The following is a 24109-nucleotide window of genomic DNA, read 5'->3' as shown; positions in this document are numbered from 1 at the left end:
GTTACTCAGGTTCGTAGAACCGCACTCGGGTTTCAAAGGGGCGACCCTTTGGCACGCCGATAGGATGCAGGCACGCCGACGGTACAAACGCAGTTTGTATACGCTCGGTCTCGTGCCTGTATACAGTCGGTGTCGTGCCTGAAGGCAGTGAATCATGTTCTAACGGGCGGGCGGTGGGATACATAAAGAGACACAAAAAAGGACACACACCACAAAGCGCAGGACACACAAAGAGACACATAAAAGGGCAAAAAATCAGTTAGTTGGACACAAAATAGGGCACGCAATGGGGCACATTCAAGACTTGCGGGGTTGTATGAGGGAGATCCAAAAAGAAAGTGTCCATAGGGAATGAAAAAGCAGCTCAACCGCCAAACCCTACAGATCCCCTACAGAACCCCTACTAAAGCCCTACCGTTCACCCACAGAACACCTACTGCATACCTACGGAATACCTACAAAATGGATTACAAAACAGATGGCAGGTGACGAGCCCACAAAAAGACCCACAAAATAACCCACACACCACCCAAGCGACCCACACATTGGCCCACTAAAAAACCCACAAATTCGGATGGCAAATTTGATGAATCAAAAAGGTAATTTGAAGGGCGTTCCAGAGGAGTGGATTTGACCCCATAGGTCCAGACACTTTTTCCCGCTTAGGGTTGTGATACCCGACTGCGCAGAAATTCCCGTGGTGAACGGTATCCCAAGGCGCTGTGCGGGTGGTGCTCGTTATAATGCTCAAACGCGATAGCCAAATTGCCTACCGCTGTTCGGCTATCCGGTTTTGGGGTTGTAAGCCGGAAACCCAGAAATTTCCGTCAGCCGATCAACATGGCTTGTCTCGCGCTTGGTCGATGAGTTCCTGCATCGCCCGCATGACTTCTTCGTGGGTGTACGACTTGGCGTTGGGGTCGTCGGCCTCTCGGAGAGCTTCCTCGACCTCGCGGGTCATCCGCGCATATTCTTCCGGCCACAGCGCTTGCTCCATGCGCAGCGACGCCTGCCCAAGCAGGTGCAGCAGGCCGAACAGCCGCATGTCATTGGTGGCGACGACGTGCTCTCGAATCCGCTCCTGGATCACCTCGCAGGCCCGATGCGCCTCTGGCGTCGCCGTGCCCTCGTAGCCGGCTGGGAGTTCTGCTTCTTCAGCGATTCGCTCCCAAGCGATAGCCAGCGCCTCGATGGTGGACAGGTTCATTTGCTCATCCACTTGCGCAGCAGACGCTTTTTCAGGGAGGCGCGCTCTTGCGGATTGCGTCCCTTGTGGTTGGCAATGCGATCCGCCGTGGCGGCCTGGCGCTTGATGGGCCAGTAGGAGCGGCCATCCTTACCCATCGACCAGACGTTGCTGACCTGGTTTTCCAGTAGAGGCAGATGGGCGCATAGAGCTTCCGGCGACGCGCTGGCCAGCGCGGTGCGCTCGTGAGTTCGCCAGCGCTGATGCCAGAGTTTCTTGTCCTCGCGCTCGCTACGGCAGGTCGTGTGCCCAACGATGGGCGTTTTGCGGCGGCTGCGGCTCATGATGTGGTTGTCTCCAAGAACATTCAGGACAGGCTTTCTGGGTAGAGCGCCGTCAACCGGGACAGGGTTTCTTGCACTTGTTCCAGCGAGGTCATCAGATGATCAACCTGATCCTGAAGATCCACGGCGAGATCAAATAGCTCAGCCACTCGGCTGCGTGATCCCTCGTTGAACGCGGCCATTGCCAGTTGATGCAGCTTCAACAGGTCGGTGCGCAGTTGCGGAGGTGCGCCGTCTGCGCTGTCATTCAAATCGCCGCGCAGCACGTCCACGGCATCGACTGCACGCAGCAGTGCCGTGGTATCGAAATTCTCGGGAGTCAGTTCGTCCCATTCGTCGTCGGTGATGCGGGCTGCCATCAGGAGGGCTCCGATTAAGCGGTTGCGAGCGTTAGATGCCCGATCGGCTCGGCTGCTGGCCGTACCTTGATTTCGATGTCGTAGCCGAGGCGATTCAGACAATCCATCAGCTTGCGTTCGGATAGATTGGTGAAGTCGCCGCGCATCATGCCCGACACCTTCGGTTGCGGGATGCCCATGCGTTTGGCCGCCGCTTGTTGAGTCAGCCCAAGGGCGCGCATGGCCCTCCTGATCTCGACCACCAGGCCGGTCTTGATCTTGAGCTTTTCAGCGTCAGGCAGTCCAAGGTCGGCAAAGACGTTGCCCGAGCTGCGCTGAACCTCGACGCCTTCAATGATTCGTTTTTGCATTTCGTAGCTCCTGTGCCAATACCTCGGCCACCTTCAGCCGAGCGCGGATGATGTCCATGTCGGCCTTTGGCGTGGCGATTCCGCTCTTGCTCTTCTTCTGGAAGCAGTGCAGGACGAACACCGCTTCCGCAAACTTGACCGTGTATACCGCTCGATAGGTGCCGCCGGCATCGTCTTCGACGACCTCCAGCACGCCGGCACCACCGAACCCCTTGAGCACCTTTGCTGCGTCATCCTGATCGCCTATCTGCGCCAACGAGAGCGCGTAACCGAAACGGCGACGCACGTCGGACGTGCAACGCCATCAAATCCTTGTGGCTGCTCGCGATCCATTCGAGCGGTTTTTCTTTGTTTGTCATGACGGAATTTTATACCTGTTCAGGTAATGATGTAAACGCGGCAACCTCAAGGAGGTGTCGTAAAACATTTGTTTTGCGACAGGCTGTCAGCCGCCGCTGTGCTACCTGTGCAACACCCCCTCAAAAATGTACGGAAAACTCTATCGCTATTCACTATTATGCGGAAACCTGTTTTTGATGGTTATCCGCCTATGTTGGTTGGCTACATGCGCGTGTCGTCGGACTCCGACCGCCAGAGCACGGACTTGCAGCGGCACTGTTGCAAAGTTAGCGATGAGGCAGCCTTTTGTCTTATTCAAAGGCCTTACATTTCAAAAACTCTGCTTACCAGGCGCATTTCGCCCAGGGGATCACCATAATAAAATGCTGAGGCCTGGCCTTTGCGTAGTGCACGCATCACCTCAATACCTTTGATGGTGGCGTAAGCCGTCTTCATGGATTTAAATCCCAGCGTGGCGCCGATTATCCGTTTCAGTTTGCCATGATCGCATTCAATCACGTTGTTCCGGTACTTAATCTGTCGGTGTTCAACGTCAGACGGGCACCGGCCTTCGCGTTTGAGCAGAGCAAGCGCGCGACCATAGGCGGGCGCTTTATCCGTGTTGATGAATCGCGGGATCTGCCACTTCTTCACGTTGTTGAGGATTTTACCCAGAAACCGGTATGCAGCTTTGCTGTTACGACGGGAGGAGAGATAAAAATCGACAGTGCGGCCCCGGCTGTCGACGGCCCGGTACAGATACGCCCAGCGGCCATTGACCTTCACGTAGGTTTCATCCATGTGCCACGGGCAAAGATCGGAAGGGTTACGCCAGTACCAGCGCAGCCGTTTTTCCATTTCAGGCGCATAACGCTGAACCCAGCGGTAAATCGTGGAGTGATCGACATTCACTCCGCGTTCAGCCAGCATCTCCTGCAGCTCACGGTAACTGATGCCGTATTTGCAGTACCAGCGTACGGCCCACAGAATGATGTCACGCTGAAAATGCCGGCCTTTGAATGGGTTCATGTGCAGCTCCATCAGCAAAAGGGGATGATAAGTTTATCACCACCGACTATTTGCAACAGTGCCAGAAGCCCCGCTTCCGATGGAGCAAAAGCTGCCGATGATTAGTTTGTCAACGTCATCACGGTCTGGGAGCAAGTATCGTGCGCAGTCATCAAATGAATGCCCGTGATAGTAACCAGAGTAGTAGCTGTACCGACCAACTTTGATGTTGCGGTTAGTCACTTGCTCTGAAAGTAGTTTCCCTTTGAAGGGACTGTCAAAGTAATTTTCCATAAGAGATCGCAAAAATTTATTCTGCCGTCTAACACCTGAGTTAAGCCGCGGTGCGCAGTGGCAAGCGGCGTGCGAAGCTTAGCGTAGCACGCAAGCGCCGCCACGAAGCAACGTCGGCTTGAACGAATTGTTAGACGGGCGTCAACTATTTGTCCGTGCTCAGGATGAGTTGTGTAATAACTTGACCGACAGAGGCAACTAATTCGTCACGTTCTACGGCCGATAGTTTCGGGGCCGTTGTATACACCGCTACAGCGTAATCTCTCTCCTGGGCTTTAAAAAAACCAATGTCGTTCCGGCCCCCGTTGGCGCAGGTACCAGTTTTCTCTCCAACAACCCAATCTTTAGGAAAACCCGCTCGTAGTGTCGCGTCTCCCGTTTGGTTTCCGATCAGCCACCTCTCAATGGTGTGGGTCGAGGTGGACGTCAGTGCGCCGCCATAGAGGACTTTAGCCACAGTACGTGCCATAGCAATAGGCGTAGTTGTATCTCTGAGGTCGCCAGGTGTGTTGTCGCTCATCTCCGGCTCTTTCCGGTCTAGCCGACTCACAGAGTCGCCAATTTTACGAAAATACTGCGTCATTGCAGCAGGTCCGCCAATTTCTCTCAGTAAGAGGTTAGTAGCCCCATTGTCGCTAAGCTGCACCGCAGCTTGCGCTGCCTCGAGAACCGTCATGTGTCCCGATGCTAGAAACCGCTCCGCGGCAGGAGACCATTCGACGATCATGTCCGGCCCATATGAAAGTTTTCGATCCCCCCGCTCGGTGCCTGAGTCAATTCTTTCAAAGACCAGCGCGGCTAGCGGAAACTTGAACGTTGAGCACATTGCAAAGCGCTGCGCCGTTCGGTGGCCCGCGACGATCTCTCCTTGGGGATCGACGATCGCAACACCGATCTGAGCTGCTTTTTCGCGCTCTAGCTTCTCAAGATCGGTCTTGAAGGTTAATTTTTCCGACGCATATGCAGAGTGAGCGATCCCTGCCAGTAATAGTGCGTGAATGAAGCGCATGGTGATCCCTTGAGATGGAAATTATCTTTGTACGCCCGTCTAACGCCTGAGTTAAGCCGCGGTGCGCAGTGGCAAGCGGCGTGCGAAGCTTAGCGTAGCACGCAAGCGCCGCCACGAAGCAACGTCGGCTTGAACGAATTGTTAGACGGGCGTCAACTATTTGTCCGTGCTCAGGATGAGTTGTGTAATAACTTGACCGACAGAGGCAACTAATTCGTCACGTTCTACGGCCGATAGTTTCGGGGCCGTTGTATACACCGCTACAGCGTAATCTCTCTCCTGGGCTTTAAAAAAACCAATGTCGTTCCGGCCCCCGTTGGCGCAGGTACCAGTTTTCTCTCCAACAACCCAATCTTTAGGAAAACCCGCTCGTAGTGTCGCGTCTCCCGTTTGGTTTCCGATCAGCCACCTCTCAATGGTGTGGGTCGAGGTGGACGTCAGTGCGCCGCCATAGAGGACTTTAGCCACAGTACGTGCCATAGCAATAGGCGTAGTTGTATCTCTGAGGTCGCCAGGTGTGTTGTCGCTCATCTCCGGCTCTTTCCGGTCTAGCCGACTCACAGAGTCGCCAATTTTACGAAAATACTGCGTCATTGCAGCAGGTCCGCCAATTTCTCTCAGTAAGAGGTTAGTAGCCCCATTGTCGCTAAGCTGCACCGCAGCTTGCGCTGCCTCGAGAACCGTCATGTGTCCCGATGCTAGAAACCGCTCCGTGGCAGGAGACCATTCGACGATCATGTCCGGCCCATATGAAAGTTTTCGATCCCCCCGCTCGGTGCCTGAGTCAATTCTTTCAAAGACCAGCGCGGCTAGCGGAAACTTGAACGTTGAGCACATTGCAAAGCGCTGCGCCGTTCGGTGGCCCGCGACGATCTCTCCTTGGGGATCGACGATCGCAACACCGATCTGAGCTGCTTTTTCGCGCTCTAGCTTCTCAAGATCGGTCTTGAAGGTTAATTTTTCCGACGCATATGCAGAGTGAGCGATCCCTGCCAGTAATAGTGCGTGAATGAAGCGCATGGTGATCCCTTGAGATGGAAATTATCTTTGTACGCCCGTCTAACGCCTGAGTTAAGCCGCGGTGCGCAGTGGCAAGCGGCGTGCGAAGCTTAGCGTAGCACGCAAGCGCCGCCACGAAGCAACGTCGGCTTGAACGAATTGTTAGACGGGCGTCAACTATTTGTCCGTGCTCAGGATGAGTTGTGTAATAACTTGACCGACAGAGGCAACTAATTCGTCACGTTCTACGGCCGATAGTTTCGGGGCCGTTGTATACACCGCTACAGCGTAATCTCTCTCCTGGGCTTTAAAAAAACCAATGTCGTTCCGGCCCCCGTTGGCGCAGGTACCAGTTTTCTCTCCAACAACCCAATCTTTAGGAAAACCCGCTCGTAGTGTCGCGTCTCCCGTTTGGTTTCCGATCAGCCACCTCTCAATGGTGTGGGTCGAGGTGGACGTCAGTGCGCCGCCATAGAGGACTTTAGCCACAGTACGTGCCATAGCAATAGGCGTAGTTGTATCTCTGAGGTCGCCAGGTGTGTTGTCGCTCATCTCCGGCTCTTTCCGGTCTAGCCGACTCACAGAGTCGCCAATTTTACGAAAATACTGCGTCATTGCAGCAGGTCCGCCAATTTCTCTCAGTAAGAGGTTAGTAGCCCCATTGTCGCTAAGCTGCACCGCAGCTTGCGCTGCCTCGAGAACCGTCATGTGTCCCGATGCTAGAAACCGCTCCGTGGCAGGAGACCATTCGACGATCATGTCCGGCCCATATGAAAGTTTTCGATCCCCCCGCTCGGTGCCTGAGTCAATTCTTTCAAAGACCAGCGCGGCTAGCGGAAACTTGAACGTTGAGCACATTGCAAAGCGCTGCGCCGTTCGGTGGCCCGCGACGATCTCTCCTTGGGGATCGACGATCGCAACACCGATCTGAGCTGCTTTTTCGCGCTCTAGCTTCTCAAGATCGGTCTTGAAGGTTAATTTTTCCGACGCATATGCAGAGTGAGCGATCCCTGCCAGTAATAGTGCGTGAATGAAGCGCATGGTGATCCCTTGAGATGGAAATTATCTTTGTACGCCCGTCTAACGCCTGAGTTAAGCCGCGGTGCGCAGTGGCAAGCGGCGTGCGAAGCTTAGCGTAGCACGCAAGCGCCGCCACGAAGCAACGTCGGCTTGAACGAATTGTTAGACGGGCGTCAACTATTTGTCCGTGCTCAGGATGAGTTGTGTAATAACTTGACCGACAGAGGCAACTAATTCGTCACGTTCTACGGCCGATAGTTTCGGGGCCGTTGTATACACCGCTACAGCGTAATCTCTCTCCTGGGCTTTAAAAAAACCAATGTCGTTCCGGCCCCCGTTGGCGCAGGTACCAGTTTTCTCTCCAACAACCCAATCTTTAGGAAAACCCGCTCGTAGTGTCGCGTCTCCCGTTTGGTTTCCGATCAGCCACCTCTCAATGGTGTGGGTCGAGGTGGACGTCAGTGCGCCGCCATAGAGGACTTTAGCCACAGTACGTGCCATAGCAATAGGCGTAGTTGTATCTCTGAGGTCGCCAGGTGTGTTGTCGCTCATCTCCGGCTCTTTCCGGTCTAGCCGACTCACAGAGTCGCCAATTTTACGAAAATACTGCGTCATTGCAGCAGGTCCGCCAATTTCTCTCAGTAAGAGGTTAGTAGCCCCATTGTCGCTAAGCTGCACCGCAGCTTGCGCTGCCTCGAGAACCGTCATGTGTCCCGATGCTAGAAACCGCTCCGTGGCAGGAGACCATTTGACGATCATGTCCGGCCCATATGAAAGTTTTCGATCCCCCCGCTCGGTGCCTGAGTCAATTCTTTCAAAGACCAGCGCGGCTAGCGGAAACTTGAACGTTGAGCACATTGCAAAGCGCTGCGCCGTTCGGTGGCCCGCGACGATCTCTCCTTGGGGATCGACGATCGCAACACCGATCTGAGCTGCTTTTTCGCGCTCTAGCTTCTCAAGATCGGTCTTGAAGGTTAATTTTTCCGACGCATATGCAGAGTGAGCGATCCCTGCCAGTAATAGTGCGTGAATGAAGCGCATGGTGATCCCTTGAGATGGAAATTATCTTTGTACGCCCGTCTAACGCCCGAGTTAAGCCGACTTGCGTAGTGGAGCCAAAGCCATGGCAAGCTTTTTCTGCCATGGCTTTGGTGTAAGGAAGCAAGTTCGGCTTGAACGAATTGTTAGGCACCAACGCGGCGCCCCTCACAACGGTTTCCGGAAGCAGCGTACTTGAGCAACCTCCGTGAATCCAGCCGCCAGGTGCGCCGAGGTGCTTGCGCTGTTGGTAAGTTGAGTGTCGGAGGCGAATTCGGTGCATCCGCGACCACGAGCCCAATGCTCGGCGGCTTTTACCAGAGCTACACCTACGCCCTGACGCCGCGCACTTGGCACAACGTACCAACCCTCCAAGAACGCAACGTTGCCGGAGTAGCACTCCTCCGCATACGGGCGGATCGAAAGCTCGGCAAACCCTAGTGCTTCTCCGTCGGGTGCTACAGCAATGAGGACAGCAGCAGGCCGGGCGACTTTTCCGGACAGAAATTCTGCGATCTCTGACTGGTGCTCTTGACATGTGCCATCTGGCCACAGCTCACAGCGCATGCTTAGCCAACTGGCCGAATCGGTAGTTTCAACAGGCCTGACGAGCGGCGAACTATCCATTGGTGCCTAACTTTGTTTTAGGGCGACTGCCCTGCTGCGTAACATCGTTGCTGCTCCATAACATCAAACATCGACCCACGGCGTAACGCGCTTGCTGCTTGGATGCCCGAGGCATAGACTGTACAAAAAAACAGTCATAACAAGCCATGAAAACCGCCACTGCGCCGTTACCACCGCTGCGTTCGGTCAAGGTTCTGGACCAGTTGCGTGAGCGCATACGCTACTTGCATTACAGTTTACGAACCGAACAGGCTTATGTCAACTGGGTTCGTGCCTTCATCCGTTTCCACGGTGTGCGTCACCCGGCAACCTTGGGCAGCAGCGAAGTCGAGGCATTTCTGTCCTGGCTGGCGAACGAGCGCAAGGTTTCGGTCTCCACGCATCGTCAGGCATTGGCGGCCTTGCTGTTCTTCTACGGCAAGGTGCTGTGCACGGATCTGCCCTGGCTTCAGGAGATCGGAAGACCTCGGCCGTCGCGGCGCTTGCCGGTGGTGCTGACCCCGGATGAAGTGGTTCGCATCCTCGGTTTTCTGGAAGGCGAGCATCGTTTGTTCGCCCAGCTTCTGTATGGAACGGGCATGCGGATCAGTGAGGGTTTGCAACTGCGGGTCAAGGATCTGGATTTCGATCACGGCACGATCATCGTGCGGGAGGGCAAGGGCTCCAAGGATCGGGCCTTGATGTTACCCGAGAGCTTGGCACCCAGCCTGCGCGAGCAGCTGTCGCGTGCACGGGCATGGTGGCTGAAGGACCAGGCCGAGGGCCGCAGCGGCGTTGCGCTTCCCGACGCCCTTGAGCGGAAGTATCCGCGCGCCGGGCATTCCTGGCCGTGGTTCTGGGTTTTTGCGCAGCACACGCATTCGACCGATCCACGGAGCGGTGTCGTGCGTCGCCATCACATGTATGACCAGACCTTTCAGCGCGCCTTCAAACGTGCCATAGAACAAGCAGGCATCACGAAGCCCGCCACACCGCACACCCTCCGCCACTCGTTCGCGACGGCCTTGCTCCGCAGCGGTTACGACATTCGAACCGTGCAGGATCTGCTCGGCCATTCCGACGTCTCTACGACGATGATTTACACGCATGTGCTGAAAGTTGGCGGTGCCGGAGTGCGCTCACCGCTTGATGCGCTGCCGCCCCTCACTAGTGAGAGGTAGGGCAGCGCAAGTCAATCCTGGCGGATTCACTACCCCTGCGCGAAGGCCATCGGTGCCGCATCGAACGGCCGGTTGCGGAAAGTCCTCCCTGCGTCCGCTGATGGCCGGCAGCAGCCCGTCGTTGCCTGATGGATCCAACCCCTCCGCTGCTATAGTGCAGTCGGCTTCTGACGTTCAGTGCAGCCGTCTTCTGAAAACGACACCACCCTGCCCTTTCCCTGGCGTTTTTTGTCGCGTGTTTTAGTTGCATGAAATAGAATACTTGCGACTAGAACCGGAGACATTACGCCATGAAAGACAAGAGCGCCGCCTGTCGTTTTCAGAAGGCGACTGCACGAAATATCAGGAGTCGGCTGCACTGCCAGAACTGGCCGCCTGCAAGGCAGCGTAGAGAGCGGTTTTTCCTACCTTGAGGCGTGCGGCGGCCTCGCGGACATTCAAGCCGTTGGCGACAAGCTCCCGCGCTCGTTGCAACTTGTCGGCAGTGACAACCGGCTTGCGTCCGCCTTTGCGCCCCGCGTGCGGCGGCAGCGGTCAACCCGGCCTTGGTGCGCTCGCGGATCAGGTCGCGCTCGAACTGGCCCAGCGCACCGAACACATGGAAGAGGCCGTCCGCCCGGCGTGGTGGTGTCGATGTTTTCAGTCAACGAGCGAAGCCGACGCCCCGTGCTTCCAGCTTGCCGACCGTCTCAATCAGGTGCGGCAGGGAGCGGCCAAGCCGATCCAGCCGCCAGACGACCAGCACATCGCCATCGCGCAGATAAGCCAGCGCATCGGCCAGCCGGGCCGGTCTGCCTTGGCCCCGGATGCCGTGTCCTCGAAAACCCGTTCGCAGCCTGCATTGCGCAGCGCATCCGTCTGCAAGGCGGTGTCCTGTTCCGCCGTCGATACCCGCGCATAGCCGATGAGTGCCATTTCCGCCCATTTGTCCGTATACCGTCCGCCTATCTTATTGTCCGTCATCCCGTTGCGCAAGATTTTTCGGACAGGCGTCCGGTTTGGCCGCCTAATGATCGTTTGACGACATTGACGTAAGGCATTTTGCATTACTATGTGAAGCATCAACCTTGATTGCGAGGCAAACCACCATGACCACATTGACCGTTACCGCACGGGGACAAGTGACGTTTCGGAAGGACGTACTGCACACCTCGGCATCAGGCCAGGCGACAAGATCGAGCTGGACTTGTTGCCAGACGGTCGGGGCGTGCTCAAGGCGGCACGGCCCGCAGGACGATAGCCGCTTTGTCGCCTGCTCGCGGGCAAGACGCGAAGGTTGCCACCATCGAAGAAATCACGAGGCGGCGGCGCAAGGCTGGGCAGGTAAGCAATGAAGGTCGCAGTCGATACCAACGTCCTTGTGCGTGCGGTTGTGCGTGACGATCCCGCACAAGCGGACGTTGCCGCCGCAGTCTTGACCGACGCCCGAGTTGATCGCGGTCGCGCTGCCGTGCCTATGCGAATTTGTTTGGGTGCTGCTGCGTGTCTACGGCTTCCAGCAAGCCGACGCGGCCAGCGCGATCCGGGCACTACTGGCCGCCGCGAATGTGGAAGTGAACCGGCCTGCCGTGGAGGCTGGCTTGCTGGTGCTCGACGCGGGCGGAGACTTTGCCGATGGCGTCATTGCCTACGAAGGCAACTGGCTTGGCGGGAACCTTCGTTTCCTTCGATAAGAAGGCGGTGGCACTTCTCACGGCGCAAGGGCAATCAACGCGCCTTTTGTGACGGACATGAGCATGAACGAATTCCGCCGACTGGCCGCGAAGATCGACCAACACATGCAGCACTTGCCGCCCAGGGTGTCAGCGAGGCCCATGCCATCATCAATCGCATGATGGGGTACGGGCCTGACCTGCACAGGATTTGGGTCGGCACATCCGATCAGCAGCTCATGGCGCTGTCCCGCGAGTTCCCAGGGTTCTACCGCTACGCCCGCATCATGGAAGAGGCATCCGAAGCCGAGCGCCGCAAGGCTTCGCGGCCCTATGACGGCATGGCCGAGTTCTCCGAACAGCACAAGCAATGGGCGCGCAACTGCTGACCACGGCGGCCACGCTTGAGCGTGGCTACCAGGCGTTTCGTGCGAGCGGCAGTCTCCAAGACTTCCGGCCTCAGCTCGACGAGCTGGGCCGCCTGCATCGGCAATGGCTGTCCGACCTGGAAGCCTTCAAAGACTCGCTGCGCCGCAGGGCGCAGAACCCAAGGTGCTGGAATACGTGAACGAGGCTTTCGGCCGCCTGGCCGAGCGCATCAAGCAGCTTGCCGGTTGATCGCCGGAATTTTCGGCGGTTCCGGCTTTGTCGCGCCGTGCACAAGAGTTCTGAGCAATTCCGATCTCTCGCGGCGCTTCGTGCATAGAACTTCTGACCGTTCCCGGTCAGAAGTTCTATGCACACACGGCGGCCAGCCCAGTGAACTGGTGCAGTCGCCTTCTGAAAACGACAGACAGGGAAAAACGCCGACTGTTCATCAATCCACCGTTTGCTGAACACTTGCCGGGTTACGATGAAACACCAACAAATGCCGCTCACTGCCTGCCCTGCCACGCCTTCACGGCCTCGGCCTGCGCCTGTGCCGCATATCCTTCATCGAGACTGCCGAAGGTGTCCGCCGCTACCTCGTCCATTAGGGTCTGCAAGGCCGTGTCGGCACTATCCGCTTGCGCAACAAGTTAGGCCTGTCGGCGGGCTTCCATCGCTGCCTCGGCGGCTTGCAAGTCCTCTCGGTCTTGCAGTTCCTCCACGATGTTTTCGCGCCAAGTCGCATCACTGCCCGCCTCGTTGCATAGCTCGCTGAGACGCTGCGCGGCATCCTCTGAACGAGCAAAAAGCCGCGCACATCGCAGGATGCGGGCGGCTTCTTCCGGGTTGCCTCTGGCTTGGTCGAACAAGAGCATTTCGCCCACGGCGGCGAGGGCTTCAAGCTAAAGCTGCTTGTCGTCGCCGCTCATTTCGCGTGCGCCTTGTGCGCCTCAACGTAGGAGCGCAAAACAGCATTCATGCGCGACTGATAACGCTTGCCGGTGTGCTTGAAGAACTCCAACACTTCGGCATCAATGCGCAGCGTGATTTGCTTCTTGGTGTGGGGCAATTGCTCCGCTGCCTTCATCCAGACAGCATCAGGCAGATAGGGTGCATCGCTATAGTCGATCTGCTCATCCGGCATCGAGGCCACGGCATCCAGTCGCGCCTTCTGCTCGGCGCTCAACTGTGGCGGCTTCTTGAGGTCAAGAGTTCGCTTCACGATATTGCTTTCTTTCGTCGGCATTTGCTTTCCTCGCAGAGATAAGGCGGATGGTTTCCTCGTGTCGGACGGTGTAGACCACATACAGGACAGCCGAGTAGGCAAGCCCAATCGTTGCCCAACGATCTTCCCCGTAGTCCTCGCGTCCGTCGTAGGCTTCAACCCGCCCGGAGTCGTAAAAAACAAGCTCGGCATCCTCGAAGGAAACGCCGTGCTTTTTCAGGTTTCGTGCCGCTTTATCGGCGTCCCATTCAAGTTCCATTGTGTTCTTATTGTAGCGTCTTTTTGTAGTTACATCAAGTCTTATCGACTCATGCCGGGTGAGTTGTCGCGCTCGATCTTCTGCGCCTTGGCCTGCTCCTGCTGGCGTACAGGCTCGCGCCCTTCCAGCTTCTCCCACTGCTGGCGGTACTTCCCAAGCTCGGCGGCTTGCCGGTCGCCTGCGGCGCTGTAGGCATAGCGGGCGGTGCGCTGCGCGTAGTCGTTCCAGTCGCGCCCCTCGTCCTTCTGCCGGGTGGCCGGGCGCACTGGCGGATAGCGCCCTCGATGGCGGCTTGATCGTGGCCGGTAACGCGCATCCGCACGGCAATCATGGAATCCACGCGGGACAAGTCCACCTCGCCGCCACGCTGCCGCTTGATCACGTCGCGGTAATGCCGCTGGTAAGCGTCGATCGCGCTGCCGCTGGCCGCTGCAAGCTCCAAGGCGGGCTTGGCCTTGCTGCGCTCGGGCTGCTGCGCCTTCAAGGCGGCTTGCCGCTGATACTCGGCGTCGATCTGGCTGGACAGAGCCAGCGCCTTGACGCACTCGCGGCGCTCGGCCTTGAGCAAGCGCACCTCGGGATAGCTGCCGTCCTCCCGCTGGTGCTTGGGCTTGCGGTTCTCGTAGCCGGGTGCGCGGTGCGGATGGATAGCGCCCGATAGCTTCGGGTCGCCGTATTCGCGGTTCAGGGCATCGCTCAGCCGGTTGCCCACGTCCTTGTCGTGGGCCGTCCCCAGCTTCGGCACGGTGATGATGGCCTGATAGTTGCCGGGGCTTGATTCCAGCACAACGGCGGGCCGGTAGCCATCGCGGATAAGCCGCTCCAGCTTCTCCCGGTTCATGTCGTCGATGAGGATGTGATGCTTCCTGTCCGATAGCGGCGTGTAGTAGAGGTTTTCGCCCCGGCGCTGTAGGCGCAGCATCTCCGGCGTGCGCTGCTCGATCTCCTGCGGCGTGAAGCCCCGCGTGATGCCGTCCTTCTTGTCGAGGATGAAGGTTTGCTTCCTTCCGTCTGCCTGCATCTTGATGGACGTTACCCGGTAGCGCTCCGCGCCTACCGCTTCCGCGTACAGCTCAAACTGCTTTAGCTGCTCCGATTTCATCGCCTGCGCCTCTCCTGCTGTATCCGCTGCCGCTCCTGCTGGATGCTCTCCTGAAGCTCTGGATTCGTGATCTTGAAGCCGTGCTCTGCTGCTAACTTTGCGCACATGGCCTTGTATTCATCGTTCCCTGTCACGGTGAAGCTGCCCCACTTCTGCGCCGATAGCTGCAAGGCTGCAAGCGTGCTGTCCCGGTTGCGCCAGTCGTGAATGTCGATGCTCTTGCCCTTGTCCACGAAAGACACACCCCCGCCCCGCTCCGCGTCGTCCTTGCGGCTGTAATGCACCTGCTGGCCGACGATCTCCGGGACATAGGCGCGAATGTCTCGCGGCGTCGGCGGCTCGCTGCGGTCGCCCTCGATGCGCTGCGGCTCGCTGGCCCGGTGTCGCCACTGCTCGGCAAGCTCCGGGCTTTTCTGCATCCGCTGCCACTGCTCCAGGTCGGGATAGGGTCGGAACTGCTGCCGCCACTGCTCGCGCTGCTTCTGGTGCTTCTCTTTCAAAGCGGCTTTCTCTGCCGCCTGCTCGGCGGCAATCACGCTGCGCATGGCGTTGAGCACTTCGCCCTTGCCCTTCCAGTTGCCGCGCATGAGTTCATCGCGGCGGGCCTTCTGCTGCTCGGCAAGCTGCTTGCGCTCCTGCTCCTGCTGCTTGTCCAGTGCCAGCTTGGCCGCGTTCTTTGCGGCGTAATGAGCCTTGCGCCCGGCGATGTAGTCCTTCCAGCCCGGCACGTCTGGCTTGATAGGCTCTGGCTCGCGCTGTGCTACCTGCTGACGCTGCGGCGGCGGCTGGTAAGCTCCGAGTCGCTTTTGTAACTTGGATAGGCTCGCGTCCCGGTCTGCGCTGCTGGCCTTCACGCCAACATCACCGACAAAGAGCGTCGCCCCGCTGCCTGTTTTCTCGTAGCGCATCCCCTTGGCTGCTAACTCGCGGTGCAACTGCTCCCACGTCTGCGCCTTTTTGATGATCGGTGCGCCGTCCTCAATGGCGATGCGTTCGGCGGATTTCTCCCGGTGCGGTTTTCCATGTCGCGCTTCGGCTGGGCTGGCTGGCGCGGCTTGTCCTTGTCGATGTGCTCCCGGCCTAACTCACCATTCTCCAACACTTGATAGCGCCCGTTTTGCTCACGCTGCCATCCCTGCGCGTGCTCGATTCGTGCTATCGCCTTGTGCGCTGCCTCAATGTCGAAGCCGTTATTGATCTTCACCACCTTGAGCGTTTCAGGATGCACGCGGTTGATGGCAAGGTGCAGGTGCAAGTTGTCCGTGTCGGCGTGCAAACCATAGATGGCTTGATGGTCTTTAACACCTAGCTCATCCATGAAAATGCTTACCGCTTCTTCGACCTGCTCCGGGCTGGGCTGCTCGCCTTCTCGCCAACTCATGATGTAGTGATTGACCGGGTTCTTGCTGCGCACGGACTCAGCAGCGAGGGCTACCATTTCCTCACGCTGTGCGGCGTGTCCGTCGCAGAGGAAGCCGCGCCCGTTGGCGTACAGCACTTTCTCATCCGGGTTCTGGTTGTGCGGCTCGCGGATGTAGTCGGCCAAGTCGCGGATGCTCGCCGTCTTGTGCTTGGTTTTTGAGTTTGGCACCTTCTTAACGATCACGGCTCAACCTCTCGATGTAGGCTTTCACTGCCAGCAGCGCTCCGGCTGTTTCCTTGCTGTAAATGCCTCCGCTCTCGTTGTGAATGTGCTTGAGCAATCCACCGATGCGGCGCAGCTCTTTGAGCATCACGGCATCCGCATTGGCAATGATCGGTCTGCCAAAGTAGCGGCGGCGGACAAGCTCGGACATGCTCAACCCGGCAAGGTCGGCATCCTCCTTCAACTTGGCCTTCTCCGCTGCGGTCAGGGTTCCAACGGACGCCAGACCATTCGGCGCTTCGCTTCTCACGGTCTGGCTCATCCTGCAAGGGGCGCGCCCCTTGACCCCGGACAGTGCGGCGCTTTCGCTTCTTACTGTCCAAGACACACCCCCGCCGCGCCCCGGCGAGAAGGAGACACGATGCCATTTGAAACGCAGGGGCCGGGACCGCTGGACGCCGTCATCAATGTGCGGCTGACCGCAGCGGAGAAGGCCCGCTTGAAGGAGGATGCCGACCTTGCCGGGTTGAGCATGTCCGAGCTTGTCCGCCGCCGTTACTTCGGCAGGCCCATCGTTGCCAATGCCGATGCCGTGATGCTCAAAGAGCTACGGCGCATCGGTGGATTGCTGAAGCACATTCACAACGAGAGCGGAGGCGTTTACAGCAAGGAAACAGCCGGAGCGCTGCTGGCAGTGAAAGCCTACATCGAGAGGTTGAGCCGTGATCGTTAAGAAGGTGCCAAACTCAAAAACCAAGCACAAGACGGCGAGCATCCGCGACTTGGCCGACTACATCCGCGAGCCGCACAACCAGAACCCGGATGAGAAAGTGCTGTACGCCAACGGGCGCGGTTTCCTCTGTGACGGCCACGCCGCACAGCGTGAAGAAATGGTAGCCCTTGCTGCTGAGTCCGTGCGCAGCAAGAACCCGGTCAATCACTACATCATGAGTTGGCGCGAAGGCGAGCAACCCAGCCCGGAGCAGGTGGAAGAAGCCGTAAGCATCTTCATGGATGAGCTAGGTGTTAAAGACCATCAAGCCATCTATGGTTTGCACGCCGACACGGACAACTTGCACCTGCACCTTGCCATCAACCGCGTGCATCCTGAAACGCTCAAGGTGGTGAAGATCAATAACGGCTTCGACATTGAGGCAGCGCACAAGGCGATAGCACGAATCGAGAACGCACAAGGCTGGCAGCGTGAGCAGAACGGGCGTTATCAGGTGTTGGAGAATGGTGAGTTAGGCCGGGAGCACATCGACAAGGACAAGCCGCGCCAGCCAGCCCAGCCGAAGCGCGACATGGAAAACCGCACCGGGGAGAAATCCGCCGAACGCATCGCCATTGAGGACGGCGCACCGATCATCAAAAAGGCGCAGACGTGGGAGCAGTTGCACCGCGAGTTAGCAGCCAAGGGGATGCGCTACGAGAAAACAGGCAGCGGGGCGACGCTCTTTGTCGGTGATGTTGGCGTGAAGGCCAGCAGCGCAGACCGGGACGCGAGCCTATCCAAGTTACAAAAGCGACTCGGAGCTTACCAGCCGCCGCCGCAGCGTCAGCAGGTAGCACAGCGCGAGCCAGAGCCGATCAAGCCAGACGTGCCGGGATGGAAGGATTACATCACCGGGCGCAAGGCGCACTACGCGGAAAAGAACGCGGCCAAGCTGGCACTGGACAAGCGGCAGGAGCAGGAGCGCAAGCAGATTGCCGAGCAGCAGAAAGCCCGCCGCGATGAACTCATGCGCGGCAACTGGAAGGGTAAGGGCGAAGTGCTCAACGCCATGCGCAGCGTGATTGCCGCCGAGCAGGCCGCAGAGAAAGCAGCTTTGAAAGAGAAGCACCAGAAGCAGCGCGAGCAGTGGCGGCAGCAGTTCCGACCCTATCCCGACCTGGAGCAGTGGCAGCGGATGCAGAAAAGCCCGGAGCTTGCCGAGCAGTGGCGGCACCGCGCCAGCGAGCCGCAGCGCATCGAGGGCGCGAGCGGCGAGCCGCCGACGCCGCGAGACATCCGCGCCTATCAGCCTGAAATCGTGGGCCAGCAGGTGCATTACAGCCGGAAGGAAGAAGCGGGGGCGGGCGGGGGTGTGTCTTTCGTGGACAAGGGAAAAAGCATCGATATTCACGACTGGCGCAACCGGGACAGCACGCTTGCCGCCTTGCAGCTATCGGCGCAGAAGTGGGGCAGCTTCACCGTAACCGGGAACGACGAATACAAGGCCATGTGCGCAAAGTTAGCAGCAGAGCACGGCTTCAAGATCACGAATCCAGAGCTTCAGGAGCGCATCCAGCAGGAGCGGCAGCGGATACAGCAGGAGAGGGCGCAGGCGATGAAATCGGAGCAGCTAAAGCAGTTTGAGCTGTACGCGGAAGCGGTAGGCGCGGAGCGCTACCGGGTAACGTCCATCAAGATGCAGGCAGACGGAAGGAAGCAAACCTTCATTCTCGACAAGAAGGACGGCATCACGCGGGGCTTCACGCCGCAGGAGATCGAGCAGCGCACGCCGGAGATGCTGCGCCTACAGCGCCGGGGCGAAAACCTCTACTACACGCCACTATCGGACAAGAAGCATCACATCCTCATCGACGACATGAACCGGGAGAAGCTGGAGCGGCTTATCCGTGATGGCTACCGGCCCGCCGTCGTGCTGGAATCCAGTCCCGGCAACTATCAGGCCATCATCACCGTGCCGAAGCTGGGGACGGCCCACGACAAGGACGTGGGCAACCGGCTGAGCGATGCCCTGAACCGCGAATACGGCGACCCGAAGCTATCGGGCGCCATCCATCCGCACCGCGCACCCGGCTACGAGAATCGCAAGCCCAAGCACCAGCGCGAGGACGGCAGCTATCCCGAAGTGCGCTTGCTCAAGGCCGAGCGCCGCGAGTGCGTCAAGGCGCTGGCCCTGTCCAGCCAGATCGACGCCGAGTATCAGCGTCAGGCCGCCTTGAAGGCGCAGCAGCCAGAGCGCAGCAAAGCCAAGCCCGCCTTGGAGCTTGCAGCGGCCAGCGGCAGCGCGATCGACGCTTACCAGCGGCATTACCGCGACGTGATCAAGCGGCAGCGTGGCGGCGAGGTGGACTTGTCCCGCGTGGATTCCATGATTGCCGTGCGGATGCGCGTTACCGGCCACGATCAAGCCGCCATCGAGGGCGCTATCCGCCAGTGCGCCCCGGCCACCCGGCAGAAGGACGAGGGGCGCGACTGGAACGACTACGCGCAGCGCACCGCCCGCTATGCCTACAGCGCCGCAGGCGACCGGCAAGCCGCCGAGCTTGGGAAGTACCGCCAGCAGTGGGAGAAGCTGGAAGGCCGCGAGCCGCAGCGACAGCAGGAGCAGGCCAAGGCGCAGAAGATCGAGCGCGACAACTCACCCGGCATGAGTCGATAAGACTTGATGTAACTACAAAAAGACGCTACAATAAGAACACAATGGAACTTGAATGGGACGCCGATAAAGCGGCACGAAACCTGAAAAAGCACGGCGTTTCCTTCGAGGATGCCGAGCTTGTTTTTTACGACTCCGGGCGGGTTGAAGCCTACGACGGACGCGAGGACTACGGGGAAGATCGTTGGGCAACGATTGGGCTTGCCTACTCGGCTGTCCTGTATGTGGTCTACACCGTCCGACACGAGGAAACCATCCGCCTTATCTCTGCGAGGAAAGCAAATGCCGACGAAAGAAAGCAATATCGTGAAGCGAACTCTTGACCTCAAGAAGCCGCCACAGTTGAGCGCCGAGCAGAAGGCGCGACTGGATGCCGTGGCCTCGATGCCGGATGAGCAGATCGACTATAGCGATGCACCCTATCTGCCTGATGCTGTCTGGATGAAGGCAGCGGAGCAATTGCCCCACACCAAGAAGCAAATCACGCTGCGCATTGATGCCGAAGTGTTGGAGTTCTTCAAGCACACCGGCAAGCGTTATCAGTCGCGCATGAATGCTGTTTTGCGCTCCTACGTTGAGGCGCACAAGGCGCACGCGAAATGAGCGGCGACGACAAGCAGCTTTAGCTTGAAGCCCTCGCCGCCGTGGGCGAAATGCTCTTGTTCGACCAAGCCAGAGGCAACCCGGAAGAAGCCGCCCGCATCCTGCGATGTGCGCGGCTTTTTGCTCGTTCAGAGGATGCCGCGCAGCGTCTCAGCGAGCTATGCAACGAGGCGGGCAGTGATGCGACTTGGCGCGAAAACATCGTGGAGGAACTGCAAGACCGCGAGGACTTGCAAGCCGCCGAGGCAGCGATGGAAGCCCGCCGACAGGCCTAACTTGTTGCGCAAGCGGATAGTGCCGACACGGCCTTGCAGACCCTAATGGACGAGGTAGCGGCGGACACCTTCGGCAGTCTCGATGAAGGATATGCGGCACAGGCGCAGGCCGAGGCCGTGAAGGCGTGGCAGGGCAGGCAGTGAGCGGCATTTGTTGGTGTTTCATCGTAACCCGGCAAGTGTTCAGCAAACGGTGGATTGATGAACAGTCGGCGTTTTTCCCTGTCTGTCGTTTTCAGAAGGCGACTGCACCAGTTCACTGGGCTGGCCGCCGTGTGTGCATAGAACTTCTGACCGGGAACGGTCAGAAGTTCTATGCACGAAGCGCCGCGAGAGATCGGAATTGCTCAGAACTCTTGTGCACGGCGCGACAAAGCCGGAACCGCCGAAAATTCCGGCGATCAACCGGCAAGCTGCTTGATGCGCTCGGCCAGGCGGCCGAAAGCCTCGTTCACGTATTCCAGCACCTTGGGTTCTGCGCCCTGCGTGCGCAGCGAGTCTTTGAAGGCTTCCAGGTCGGACAGCCATTGCCGATGCAGGCGGCCCAGCTCGTCGAGCTGAGGCCGGAAGTCTTGGAGACTGCCGCTCGCACGAAACGCCTGGTAGCCACGCTCAAGCGTGGCCGCCGTGGTCAGCAGTTGCGCGCCCATTTGCTTGTGCTGTTCGGAGAACTCGGCCATGCCGTCATAGGGCCGCGAAGCCTTGCGGCGCTCGGCTTCGGATGCCTCTTCCATGATGCGGGCGTAGCGGTAGAACCCTGGGAACTCGCGGGACAGCGCCATGAGCTGCTGATCGGATGTGCCGACCCAAATCCTGTGCAGGTCAGGCCCGTACCCCATCATGCGATTGATGATGGCATGGGCCTCGCTGACACCCTGGGCGGCAAGCTGCTGCATGTGTTGGTCGATCTTCGCGGCCAGTCGGCGGAATTCGTTCATGCTCATGTCCGTCACAAAAGGCGCGTTGATTGCCCTTGCGCCGTGAGAAGTGCCACCGCCTTCTTATCGAAGGAAACGAAGGTTTCCCCGCCAAGCCAGTTGCCTTCGTAGGCAATGACGCCATCGGCAAAGTCTCCGCCCGCGTCGAGCACCAGCAAGCCAGCCTCCACGGCAGGCCGGTTCACTTCCACATTCGCGGCGGCCAGTAGTGCCCGGATCGCGCTGGCCGCGTCGGCTTGCTGGAAGCCGTAGACACGCAGCAGCACCCAAACAAATTCGCATAGGCACGGCAGCGCGACCGCGATCAACTCGGCGTCGGTCAAGACTGCGGCGGCAACGTCCGCTTGTGCGGGATCGTCACGCACAACCGCACGCACAAGGACGTTGGTATCGACTGCGACCTTCATTGCTTACCTGCCCAGCCTTGCGCCGCCGCCTCGTTGATTTCTTCGATGGTGGCAACCTTCTGCGTCTTGCCCGCGAGCAGGCCGACAAAGCTGGCTATCGTCCCTGCGGGCCGTGCCGCCTTGAGCACGCCCCGACCGTCTGGCAACAAGTCCAGCTCGATCTTGTCGCCTGGCCTGATGCCGAGGTGTTGCAGTACGTCCTTCCGAAACGTCACTTGTCCCCGTGCGGTAACGGTCAATGTGGTCATGGTGGTTTGCCCTCGCAATCAAGGTTGATGCTTCACATAGTAATGCAAAAATGCCTTACCGTCAATGTCCGTCAAACGATCATTAGGCGGCCAAACCGGACGCCTGTCCGAAAACATCTTGCGCAACGGGATGACGGACAATAAGATAGGCGGACGGTATAACGGACAAATGGGCGGAAATGGCACTCATCGGCTATGCGCGGGTATCGACGGCGGAACAGGACACCGCCTTGCAGACGGATGCGCTGCGCAATGCAGGCTGCGAACGGGTTTTCGAGGACACGGCATCCGGGGCCAAGGCAGACCGGCCCGGCTTGGCCGATGCGCTGGCTTATCTGCGCGATGGCGATGTGCTGGTCGTCTGGCGGCTGGATCGGCTTGGCCGCTCCCTGCCGCACCTGATTGAGACGGTCGGCAAGCTGGAAGCACGGGGCGTCGGCTTCCGCTCGTTGACTGAAAACATCGACACCACCACGCCGGGCGGACGGCTCATCTTCCATGTGTTCGGTGCGCTGGGCCATCAAGAGTCCTTATCTGTCTCGGGGCACCCATGAAGCCAGAGGCATCCACCTCGAACCGGCTGACCCCGATCTGCTGCAGGTAGAGCACCAGGGTATCGAGCTTGCGAAAAACCCTTACCTGCTTGCTGCGCTGGGCGGCCAGGACACGTTCGGCTAGACCGTAGCGCACCAGCAGCATCCAGCCGCCAGGTTGGCCAACGGCGACCACGACACGGACGGCACCAGCCGCCACCAGTTGTACCAGGGTGGGATGGGTAATGGTTTCCATGGGGGAGATTCCAAGACAAGGGATAGTGCGGCGCAGGATGGGAGATAACACCTCGCAAAACAAGCCATCTTGCAGGCTGATAGGCAGCAAAAAGGGCGTCCGATTTAACGTAACGCCCCTTATACGCAATCACACTGTAAGCGTTGAGTTGTAATATCACTCAGTGTTGTCGGGAGTACGATAGATCTGATGCCAGAAACGCCCCGGCTGACTTGTGGGTGGCGCGTTTTCGTTATCCCTAATCGTACAATAGCGACCATAGTTTTAGTGATTGTATGGTTAGCCGTGTTGATGTCGCACTCTTGGAAAGAGCCACCATCGCGCCCAACCTTGTGATTAGGTGCTACATAAATTCCCATCCAACTCTCCTTTAGCTGCTAGCGTCACAACCCTTTGTGACTACCAACAACATTTGGCCTCGCACGGAACATTTCAAGAGTAGAAAACGCCTTTTATGTTCAATTGCGATTTTTAGCGGCTAAAACGGGGCGCTGGCGGCAAACAGGCCGCCTGTATCGCGTTTTGGGGCGTTTCGACACACAAGGCAGGGCATTTACTGCCTGAAAGTTTGCAACGCTTCTGAGGCGGTTTGAGGGCCGGATCCTGCGGGGTATGGTTTCGGCCTGTTTTTGCATCCTGATGGGGGTTTCGATAACTTGCCTGCAAACATCATTTCCGCAGGTATACGTCCATGCACAACACCAAGCCCCGTACAGTACTGAGTCTTAAAAAGGCCCCACCACAGCCTGAGATAACCCAAGCAGCACAACAGTCCACCGCGATACCTACGAAGAGAAAAATCCCAGCGGCTTTCCCTTGCCTACAATCGCACTGGCCCGAGCTATTCAACCTCAAACATCCCACTCCACTTAAAATCGGAATCCTAGCTCCTGTCATCGCCAGCCTGAAGCAACAGGACGAGCCTTACACCGATACTCAGATTGGGAAGGCCATTGGCTGGTATTGCCGTAGATTTGAGTACCTCAAAGCCCTCACCAATGCTCCTCATCGAATGGGGATTGATGGCAACACATTCCCCATCAGCGACCAAGACCGCCAAAACGCGATGAAACAAATCAAGGCGCGCATCAAAGAGGCTAGATCCTGCCCCAAACGATGAACTCCCAAACGAGAGCGACTAGCGCAGTCTGTCGCGCCTCGTTCGGGAGTCGGCAAGCGCAGCGCGGCAGCCTTAACGACTGCTTAGATCCACCTCGATGCGGCGAAAACCGATGGTGTGCGCCGTGTTAACCCCTGCATCGATGGTCTTAAAGACCCGCCAGCCTCCGCGCTGGCGTTCCAGCACTTCCGTTTCTGCATTGCGGCCAAACTTCACCAGGTGAAGATGGTAGCCGGCACCCATCGGGGTCGGGGCGATCACCGCCTTGGCAAAGCCCCCTTGTTCAAATACCCACTTCGCCTTGATCTCTTCCATATCAAAAACCTGTTTTGATGATTCATATCTACGTTATGACACCAACGCAGCCAAACATCAAATTATAATTACGAAGCATCAAATTCTAATTTTGATTGGC

The 24109-nt window shown here is 58.2% G+C and carries 30 protein-coding genes and 8 pseudogenes; 11 read left to right on the top strand and 27 right to left on the bottom strand.

Going from position 1 to position 24109, the window contains the following annotated elements; all coding sequences use genetic code 11:
• Positions 1 to 662 precede the first annotated feature (662 nt).
• The 13 genes and pseudogenes from H7R73_RS23605 to aac(6')-Il all read right to left on the bottom strand — a co-directional run.
• Positions 663 to 797 (bottom strand): annotated as a pseudogene (locus H7R73_RS23605) (integrase core domain-containing protein); the annotation flags it as partial.
• Between the two features lie 38 nt (positions 798 to 835).
• Positions 836 to 1207, bottom strand: a complete 372-nt coding sequence (locus H7R73_RS23600) for a hypothetical protein (protein ID WP_182951776.1) — start codon at positions 1205 to 1207, stop codon at positions 836 to 838.
• Positions 1204 to 1530, bottom strand: a complete 327-nt coding sequence (locus H7R73_RS23595) for a hypothetical protein (RefSeq protein WP_000091614.1) — start codon at positions 1528 to 1530, stop codon at positions 1204 to 1206. Before H7R73_RS23595 ends, H7R73_RS23600 begins: the two co-directional genes overlap by 4 nt.
• Positions 1531 to 1553: 23 nt before the next feature.
• A complete protein-coding gene (locus H7R73_RS23590) occupies positions 1554 to 1889 on the bottom strand; it encodes a hypothetical protein (protein WP_000741275.1) in 336 nt (111 codons plus the stop codon).
• Positions 1890 to 1903: 14 nt separating this feature from the next.
• A complete protein-coding gene (locus H7R73_RS23585; RefSeq protein ID WP_001172026.1) occupies positions 1904 to 2239 on the bottom strand; it encodes a helix-turn-helix domain-containing protein in 336 nt (111 codons plus the stop codon).
• Positions 2220 to 2598: pseudogene (locus H7R73_RS23580) on the bottom strand (type II toxin-antitoxin system RelE/ParE family toxin). Before H7R73_RS23580 ends, H7R73_RS23585 begins: the two are co-directional and overlap by 20 nt.
• Before the next feature lie 304 nt (positions 2599 to 2902).
• Entirely contained in the window at positions 2903 to 3607 is a 705-nt protein-coding gene (locus H7R73_RS23570; protein ID WP_001067855.1) for an IS6-like element IS26 family transposase, read from the bottom strand.
• Positions 3608 to 3649: 42 nt separating this feature from the next.
• A pseudogene (locus H7R73_RS23565) lies at positions 3650 to 3880 on the bottom strand (antibiotic acetyltransferase); the annotation flags it as partial.
• Positions 3881 to 4025: 145 nt separating this feature from the next.
• Positions 4026 to 4889 carry a GES family class A beta-lactamase gene (gene blaGES, locus H7R73_RS23560; RefSeq protein WP_182951765.1) on the bottom strand — a complete coding sequence of 288 codons (864 nt, stop codon included), beginning with the start codon at positions 4887 to 4889 and terminating at the stop codon, positions 4026 to 4028.
• Positions 4890 to 5045: 156 nt separating this feature from the next.
• Entirely contained in the window at positions 5046 to 5909 is an 864-nt protein-coding gene (locus H7R73_RS23555; RefSeq protein WP_059385191.1) for a carbapenem-hydrolyzing class A beta-lactamase GES-24, read from the bottom strand.
• 156 nt (positions 5910 to 6065) lie between these two features.
• A complete protein-coding gene (locus tag H7R73_RS23550; protein ID WP_059385191.1) occupies positions 6066 to 6929 on the bottom strand; it encodes a carbapenem-hydrolyzing class A beta-lactamase GES-24 in 864 nt (287 codons plus the stop codon).
• Positions 6930 to 7085: 156 nt separating this feature from the next.
• Positions 7086 to 7949 (bottom strand): inhibitor-resistant carbapenem-hydrolyzing class A beta-lactamase GES-4, encoded by an 864-nt coding sequence (locus tag H7R73_RS23545; RefSeq protein ID WP_063860518.1) that lies wholly within the window; start codon positions 7947 to 7949, stop codon positions 7086 to 7088.
• A 165-nt stretch (positions 7950 to 8114) separates the two neighbouring features.
• Positions 8115 to 8573 carry an aminoglycoside N-acetyltransferase AAC(6')-Il gene (gene aac(6')-Il, locus H7R73_RS23540; protein WP_013263788.1) on the bottom strand — a complete coding sequence of 153 codons (459 nt, stop codon included), beginning with the start codon at positions 8571 to 8573 and terminating at the stop codon, positions 8115 to 8117.
• A gap of 146 nt (positions 8574 to 8719) precedes the next feature.
• Between aac(6')-Il and intI1 the strand changes: the two genes are divergently transcribed.
• Positions 8720 to 9733 carry a class 1 integron integrase IntI1 gene (intI1, locus tag H7R73_RS23535; protein ID WP_182951766.1) on the top strand — a complete coding sequence of 338 codons (1014 nt, stop codon included), beginning with the start codon at positions 8720 to 8722 and terminating at the stop codon, positions 9731 to 9733.
• A gap of 319 nt (positions 9734 to 10052) precedes the next feature.
• Here intI1 and H7R73_RS24315 read toward each other — a convergent pair.
• A pseudogene (locus tag H7R73_RS24315) lies at positions 10053 to 10502 on the bottom strand (recombinase family protein).
• A complete protein-coding gene (locus H7R73_RS24455) occupies positions 10427 to 10648 on the bottom strand; it encodes a recombinase family protein (protein ID WP_182951786.1) in 222 nt (73 codons plus the stop codon). The pseudogene H7R73_RS24315 and the gene H7R73_RS24455 overlap by 76 nt, the downstream one beginning before the upstream one ends.
• Positions 10649 to 10821: 173 nt before the next feature.
• Between H7R73_RS24455 and H7R73_RS23520 the strand changes: the two are divergent.
• The 3 pseudogenes from H7R73_RS23520 to H7R73_RS24305 all read left to right on the top strand — a co-directional run bounded on the left by H7R73_RS23520 (position 10822) and on the right by H7R73_RS24305 (position 12003).
• Positions 10822 to 11067, top strand: a pseudogene (locus tag H7R73_RS23520) (AbrB/MazE/SpoVT family DNA-binding domain-containing protein).
• Positions 11064 to 11458, top strand: a pseudogene (locus H7R73_RS24310) (type II toxin-antitoxin system VapC family toxin). The pseudogenes H7R73_RS23520 and H7R73_RS24310 overlap by 4 nt, the downstream one beginning before the upstream one ends.
• A gap of 11 nt (positions 11459 to 11469) precedes the next feature.
• A pseudogene (locus tag H7R73_RS24305) lies at positions 11470 to 12003 on the top strand (hypothetical protein).
• A 401-nt stretch (positions 12004 to 12404) separates the two neighbouring features.
• Here H7R73_RS24305 and H7R73_RS23505 read toward each other — a convergent pair.
• From H7R73_RS23505 to H7R73_RS23480, 7 genes are read right to left on the bottom strand one after another with little or no spacing between them, the layout of a single operon-like run.
• Complete coding sequence (locus H7R73_RS23505; RefSeq protein ID WP_154232916.1) at positions 12405 to 12623, bottom strand: hypothetical protein; 219 nt, start codon at positions 12621 to 12623, stop codon at positions 12405 to 12407.
• Between the two features lie 56 nt (positions 12624 to 12679).
• Positions 12680 to 13000: a BrnA antitoxin family protein gene (locus tag H7R73_RS23500; RefSeq protein WP_045286807.1), complete on the bottom strand. Its 321-nt coding sequence runs from the start codon at positions 12998 to 13000 to the stop codon at positions 12680 to 12682.
• A complete protein-coding gene (locus H7R73_RS23495) occupies positions 12960 to 13238 on the bottom strand; it encodes a BrnT family toxin (RefSeq protein WP_015060221.1) in 279 nt (92 codons plus the stop codon). Before H7R73_RS23495 ends, H7R73_RS23500 begins: the two co-directional genes overlap by 41 nt.
• Before the next feature lie 49 nt (positions 13239 to 13287).
• Positions 13288 to 14340 (bottom strand): RepB family DNA primase, encoded by a 1053-nt coding sequence (locus H7R73_RS23490; RefSeq protein WP_182951791.1) that lies wholly within the window; start codon positions 14338 to 14340, stop codon positions 13288 to 13290.
• On the bottom strand, positions 14337 to 15302 hold the full coding sequence (locus H7R73_RS24300) for an LPD7 domain-containing protein (RefSeq protein WP_442859283.1): 966 nt from the start codon (positions 15300 to 15302) through the stop codon (positions 14337 to 14339). The genes H7R73_RS23490 and H7R73_RS24300 overlap by 4 nt, the downstream gene beginning before the upstream one ends.
• Entirely contained in the window at positions 15260 to 15946 is a 687-nt protein-coding gene (locus H7R73_RS24295) for a relaxase/mobilization nuclease domain-containing protein (RefSeq protein WP_232092797.1), read from the bottom strand. Before H7R73_RS24295 ends, H7R73_RS24300 begins: the two co-directional genes overlap by 43 nt.
• Positions 15936 to 16235, bottom strand: a complete 300-nt coding sequence (locus H7R73_RS23480) for a plasmid mobilization protein (RefSeq protein WP_232092796.1) — start codon at positions 16233 to 16235, stop codon at positions 15936 to 15938. The genes H7R73_RS24295 and H7R73_RS23480 overlap by 11 nt, the downstream gene beginning before the upstream one ends.
• Before the next feature lie 111 nt (positions 16236 to 16346).
• On the opposite strand from H7R73_RS23480, the gene H7R73_RS23475 reads away from it, so the two are divergent.
• The 5 genes from H7R73_RS23475 to H7R73_RS23455 are packed head-to-tail and all read left to right on the top strand — an operon-like array spanning position 16347 to position 20192.
• Positions 16347 to 16658 (top strand): plasmid mobilization protein, encoded by a 312-nt coding sequence (locus H7R73_RS23475; RefSeq protein ID WP_182951789.1) that lies wholly within the window; start codon positions 16347 to 16349, stop codon positions 16656 to 16658.
• A 4-nt stretch (positions 16659 to 16662) separates the two neighbouring features.
• Positions 16663 to 19317: a TraI/MobA(P) family conjugative relaxase gene (traI, locus tag H7R73_RS23470; RefSeq protein ID WP_232092795.1), complete on the top strand. Its 2655-nt coding sequence runs from the start codon at positions 16663 to 16665 to the stop codon at positions 19315 to 19317.
• Between the two features lie 41 nt (positions 19318 to 19358).
• On the top strand, positions 19359 to 19637 hold the full coding sequence (locus H7R73_RS23465) for a BrnT family toxin (protein WP_015060221.1): 279 nt from the start codon (positions 19359 to 19361) through the stop codon (positions 19635 to 19637).
• Positions 19597 to 19917, top strand: a complete 321-nt coding sequence (locus tag H7R73_RS23460) for a BrnA antitoxin family protein (RefSeq protein WP_045286807.1) — start codon at positions 19597 to 19599, stop codon at positions 19915 to 19917. The genes H7R73_RS23465 and H7R73_RS23460 overlap by 41 nt, the downstream gene beginning before the upstream one ends.
• A 56-nt stretch (positions 19918 to 19973) precedes the next feature.
• Positions 19974 to 20192 carry a hypothetical protein gene (locus H7R73_RS23455; RefSeq protein ID WP_154232916.1) on the top strand — a complete coding sequence of 73 codons (219 nt, stop codon included), beginning with the start codon at positions 19974 to 19976 and terminating at the stop codon, positions 20190 to 20192.
• A 401-nt stretch (positions 20193 to 20593) separates the two neighbouring features.
• Here the strand turns inward: H7R73_RS23455 and H7R73_RS24290 are convergent, their stop codons facing one another.
• Genes H7R73_RS24290 through H7R73_RS23440 form a run of 3 tightly spaced genes read right to left on the bottom strand, consistent with a single transcriptional unit; the run spans position 20594 to position 21785 of the window.
• Positions 20594 to 21130 (bottom strand): hypothetical protein, encoded by a 537-nt coding sequence (locus tag H7R73_RS24290; protein ID WP_003159187.1) that lies wholly within the window; start codon positions 21128 to 21130, stop codon positions 20594 to 20596.
• Positions 21131 to 21141: 11 nt separating this feature from the next.
• A complete protein-coding gene (locus H7R73_RS23445; protein ID WP_003159186.1) occupies positions 21142 to 21537 on the bottom strand; it encodes a type II toxin-antitoxin system VapC family toxin in 396 nt (131 codons plus the stop codon).
• Positions 21534 to 21785 carry an AbrB/MazE/SpoVT family DNA-binding domain-containing protein gene (locus tag H7R73_RS23440; RefSeq protein WP_003108276.1) on the bottom strand — a complete coding sequence of 84 codons (252 nt, stop codon included), beginning with the start codon at positions 21783 to 21785 and terminating at the stop codon, positions 21534 to 21536. Before H7R73_RS23440 ends, H7R73_RS23445 begins: the two co-directional genes overlap by 4 nt.
• A 179-nt stretch (positions 21786 to 21964) precedes the next feature.
• Between H7R73_RS23440 and H7R73_RS23435 the strand changes: the two are divergent.
• Positions 21965 to 22312, top strand: a pseudogene (locus tag H7R73_RS23435) (recombinase family protein); the annotation flags it as partial.
• Here the strand turns inward: H7R73_RS23435 and H7R73_RS23430 are convergent.
• Entirely contained in the window at positions 22275 to 22574 is a 300-nt protein-coding gene (locus tag H7R73_RS23430) for a hypothetical protein (RefSeq protein ID WP_182951787.1), read from the bottom strand. The pseudogene H7R73_RS23435 and the gene H7R73_RS23430 sit on opposite strands and share 38 nt — an antisense overlap.
• A 691-nt stretch (positions 22575 to 23265) precedes the next feature.
• Here H7R73_RS23430 and H7R73_RS23425 point away from each other — a divergent pair.
• Positions 23266 to 23694: a ProQ/FINO family protein gene (locus H7R73_RS23425; protein WP_128318468.1), complete on the top strand. Its 429-nt coding sequence runs from the start codon at positions 23266 to 23268 to the stop codon at positions 23692 to 23694.
• 72 nt (positions 23695 to 23766) lie between these two features.
• Here the strand turns inward: H7R73_RS23425 and H7R73_RS23420 are convergent, their stop codons facing one another.
• Positions 23767 to 24009: a hypothetical protein gene (locus H7R73_RS23420; RefSeq protein ID WP_042469152.1), complete on the bottom strand. Its 243-nt coding sequence runs from the start codon at positions 24007 to 24009 to the stop codon at positions 23767 to 23769.
• Between the last annotated feature and the right edge of the window lie 100 nt (positions 24010 to 24109).

It is taken from the genome of Aeromonas sp. WP2-W18-CRE-05 (assembly GCF_014168615.1).
Lineage (GTDB): Bacteria > Pseudomonadota > Gammaproteobacteria > Enterobacterales > Aeromonadaceae > Aeromonas > Aeromonas caviae.
Note: the sequence above shows the minus strand (reverse complement) of the source record. Positions and strands in the feature narration are given on the sequence as shown.

Bases quoted from the DNA above. Each gene is read 5' to 3' on its own strand.
- H7R73_RS23600 (WP_182951776.1), bottom strand. From the start codon at position 1,207: ATGAACCTGTCCACCATCGAGGCGCTGGCTATCGCTTGGGAGCGAATC.
- H7R73_RS23595 (WP_000091614.1), bottom strand. From the start codon at position 1,530: ATGAGCCGCAGCCGCCGCAAAACGCCCATCGTTGGGCACACGACCTGC.
- H7R73_RS23590 (WP_000741275.1), bottom strand. From the start codon at position 1,889: ATGGCAGCCCGCATCACCGACGACGAATGGGACGAACTGACTCCCGAG.
- H7R73_RS23585 (WP_001172026.1), bottom strand. From the start codon at position 2,239: ATGCAAAAACGAATCATTGAAGGCGTCGAGGTTCAGCGCAGCTCGGGC.
- H7R73_RS23570 (WP_001067855.1), bottom strand. From the start codon at position 3,607: ATGAACCCATTCAAAGGCCGGCATTTTCAGCGTGACATCATTCTGTGG.
- blaGES (WP_182951765.1), bottom strand. From the start codon at position 4,889: ATGCGCTTCATTCACGCACTATTACTGGCAGGGATCGCTCACTCTGCA.
- H7R73_RS23555 (WP_059385191.1), bottom strand. From the start codon at position 5,909: ATGCGCTTCATTCACGCACTATTACTGGCAGGGATCGCTCACTCTGCA.
- H7R73_RS23550 (WP_059385191.1), bottom strand. From the start codon at position 6,929: ATGCGCTTCATTCACGCACTATTACTGGCAGGGATCGCTCACTCTGCA.
- H7R73_RS23545 (WP_063860518.1), bottom strand. From the start codon at position 7,949: ATGCGCTTCATTCACGCACTATTACTGGCAGGGATCGCTCACTCTGCA.
- intI1 (WP_182951766.1), top strand. From the start codon at position 8,720: ATGAAAACCGCCACTGCGCCGTTACCACCGCTGCGTTCGGTCAAGGTT.
- H7R73_RS24455 (WP_182951786.1), bottom strand. From the start codon at position 10,648: ATGGCACTCATCGGCTATGCGCGGGTATCGACGGCGGAACAGGACACC.
- H7R73_RS23500 (WP_045286807.1), bottom strand. From the start codon at position 13,000: ATGCCGACGAAAGAAAGCAATATCGTGAAGCGAACTCTTGACCTCAAG.
- H7R73_RS23495 (WP_015060221.1), bottom strand. From the start codon at position 13,238: ATGGAACTTGAATGGGACGCCGATAAAGCGGCACGAAACCTGAAAAAG.
- H7R73_RS23490 (WP_182951791.1), bottom strand. From the start codon at position 14,340: ATGAAATCGGAGCAGCTAAAGCAGTTTGAGCTGTACGCGGAAGCGGTA.
- H7R73_RS23475 (WP_182951789.1), top strand. From the start codon at position 16,347: ATGCCATTTGAAACGCAGGGGCCGGGACCGCTGGACGCCGTCATCAAT.
- H7R73_RS23465 (WP_015060221.1), top strand. From the start codon at position 19,359: ATGGAACTTGAATGGGACGCCGATAAAGCGGCACGAAACCTGAAAAAG.
- H7R73_RS23460 (WP_045286807.1), top strand. From the start codon at position 19,597: ATGCCGACGAAAGAAAGCAATATCGTGAAGCGAACTCTTGACCTCAAG.
- H7R73_RS24290 (WP_003159187.1), bottom strand. From the start codon at position 21,130: ATGAACGAATTCCGCCGACTGGCCGCGAAGATCGACCAACACATGCAG.
- H7R73_RS23445 (WP_003159186.1), bottom strand. From the start codon at position 21,537: ATGAAGGTCGCAGTCGATACCAACGTCCTTGTGCGTGCGGTTGTGCGT.
- H7R73_RS23440 (WP_003108276.1), bottom strand. From the start codon at position 21,785: ATGACCACATTGACCGTTACCGCACGGGGACAAGTGACGTTTCGGAAG.
- H7R73_RS23430 (WP_182951787.1), bottom strand. From the start codon at position 22,574: ATGGAAACCATTACCCATCCCACCCTGGTACAACTGGTGGCGGCTGGT.
- H7R73_RS23425 (WP_128318468.1), top strand. From the start codon at position 23,266: ATGCACAACACCAAGCCCCGTACAGTACTGAGTCTTAAAAAGGCCCCA.
- H7R73_RS23420 (WP_042469152.1), bottom strand. From the start codon at position 24,009: ATGGAAGAGATCAAGGCGAAGTGGGTATTTGAACAAGGGGGCTTTGCC.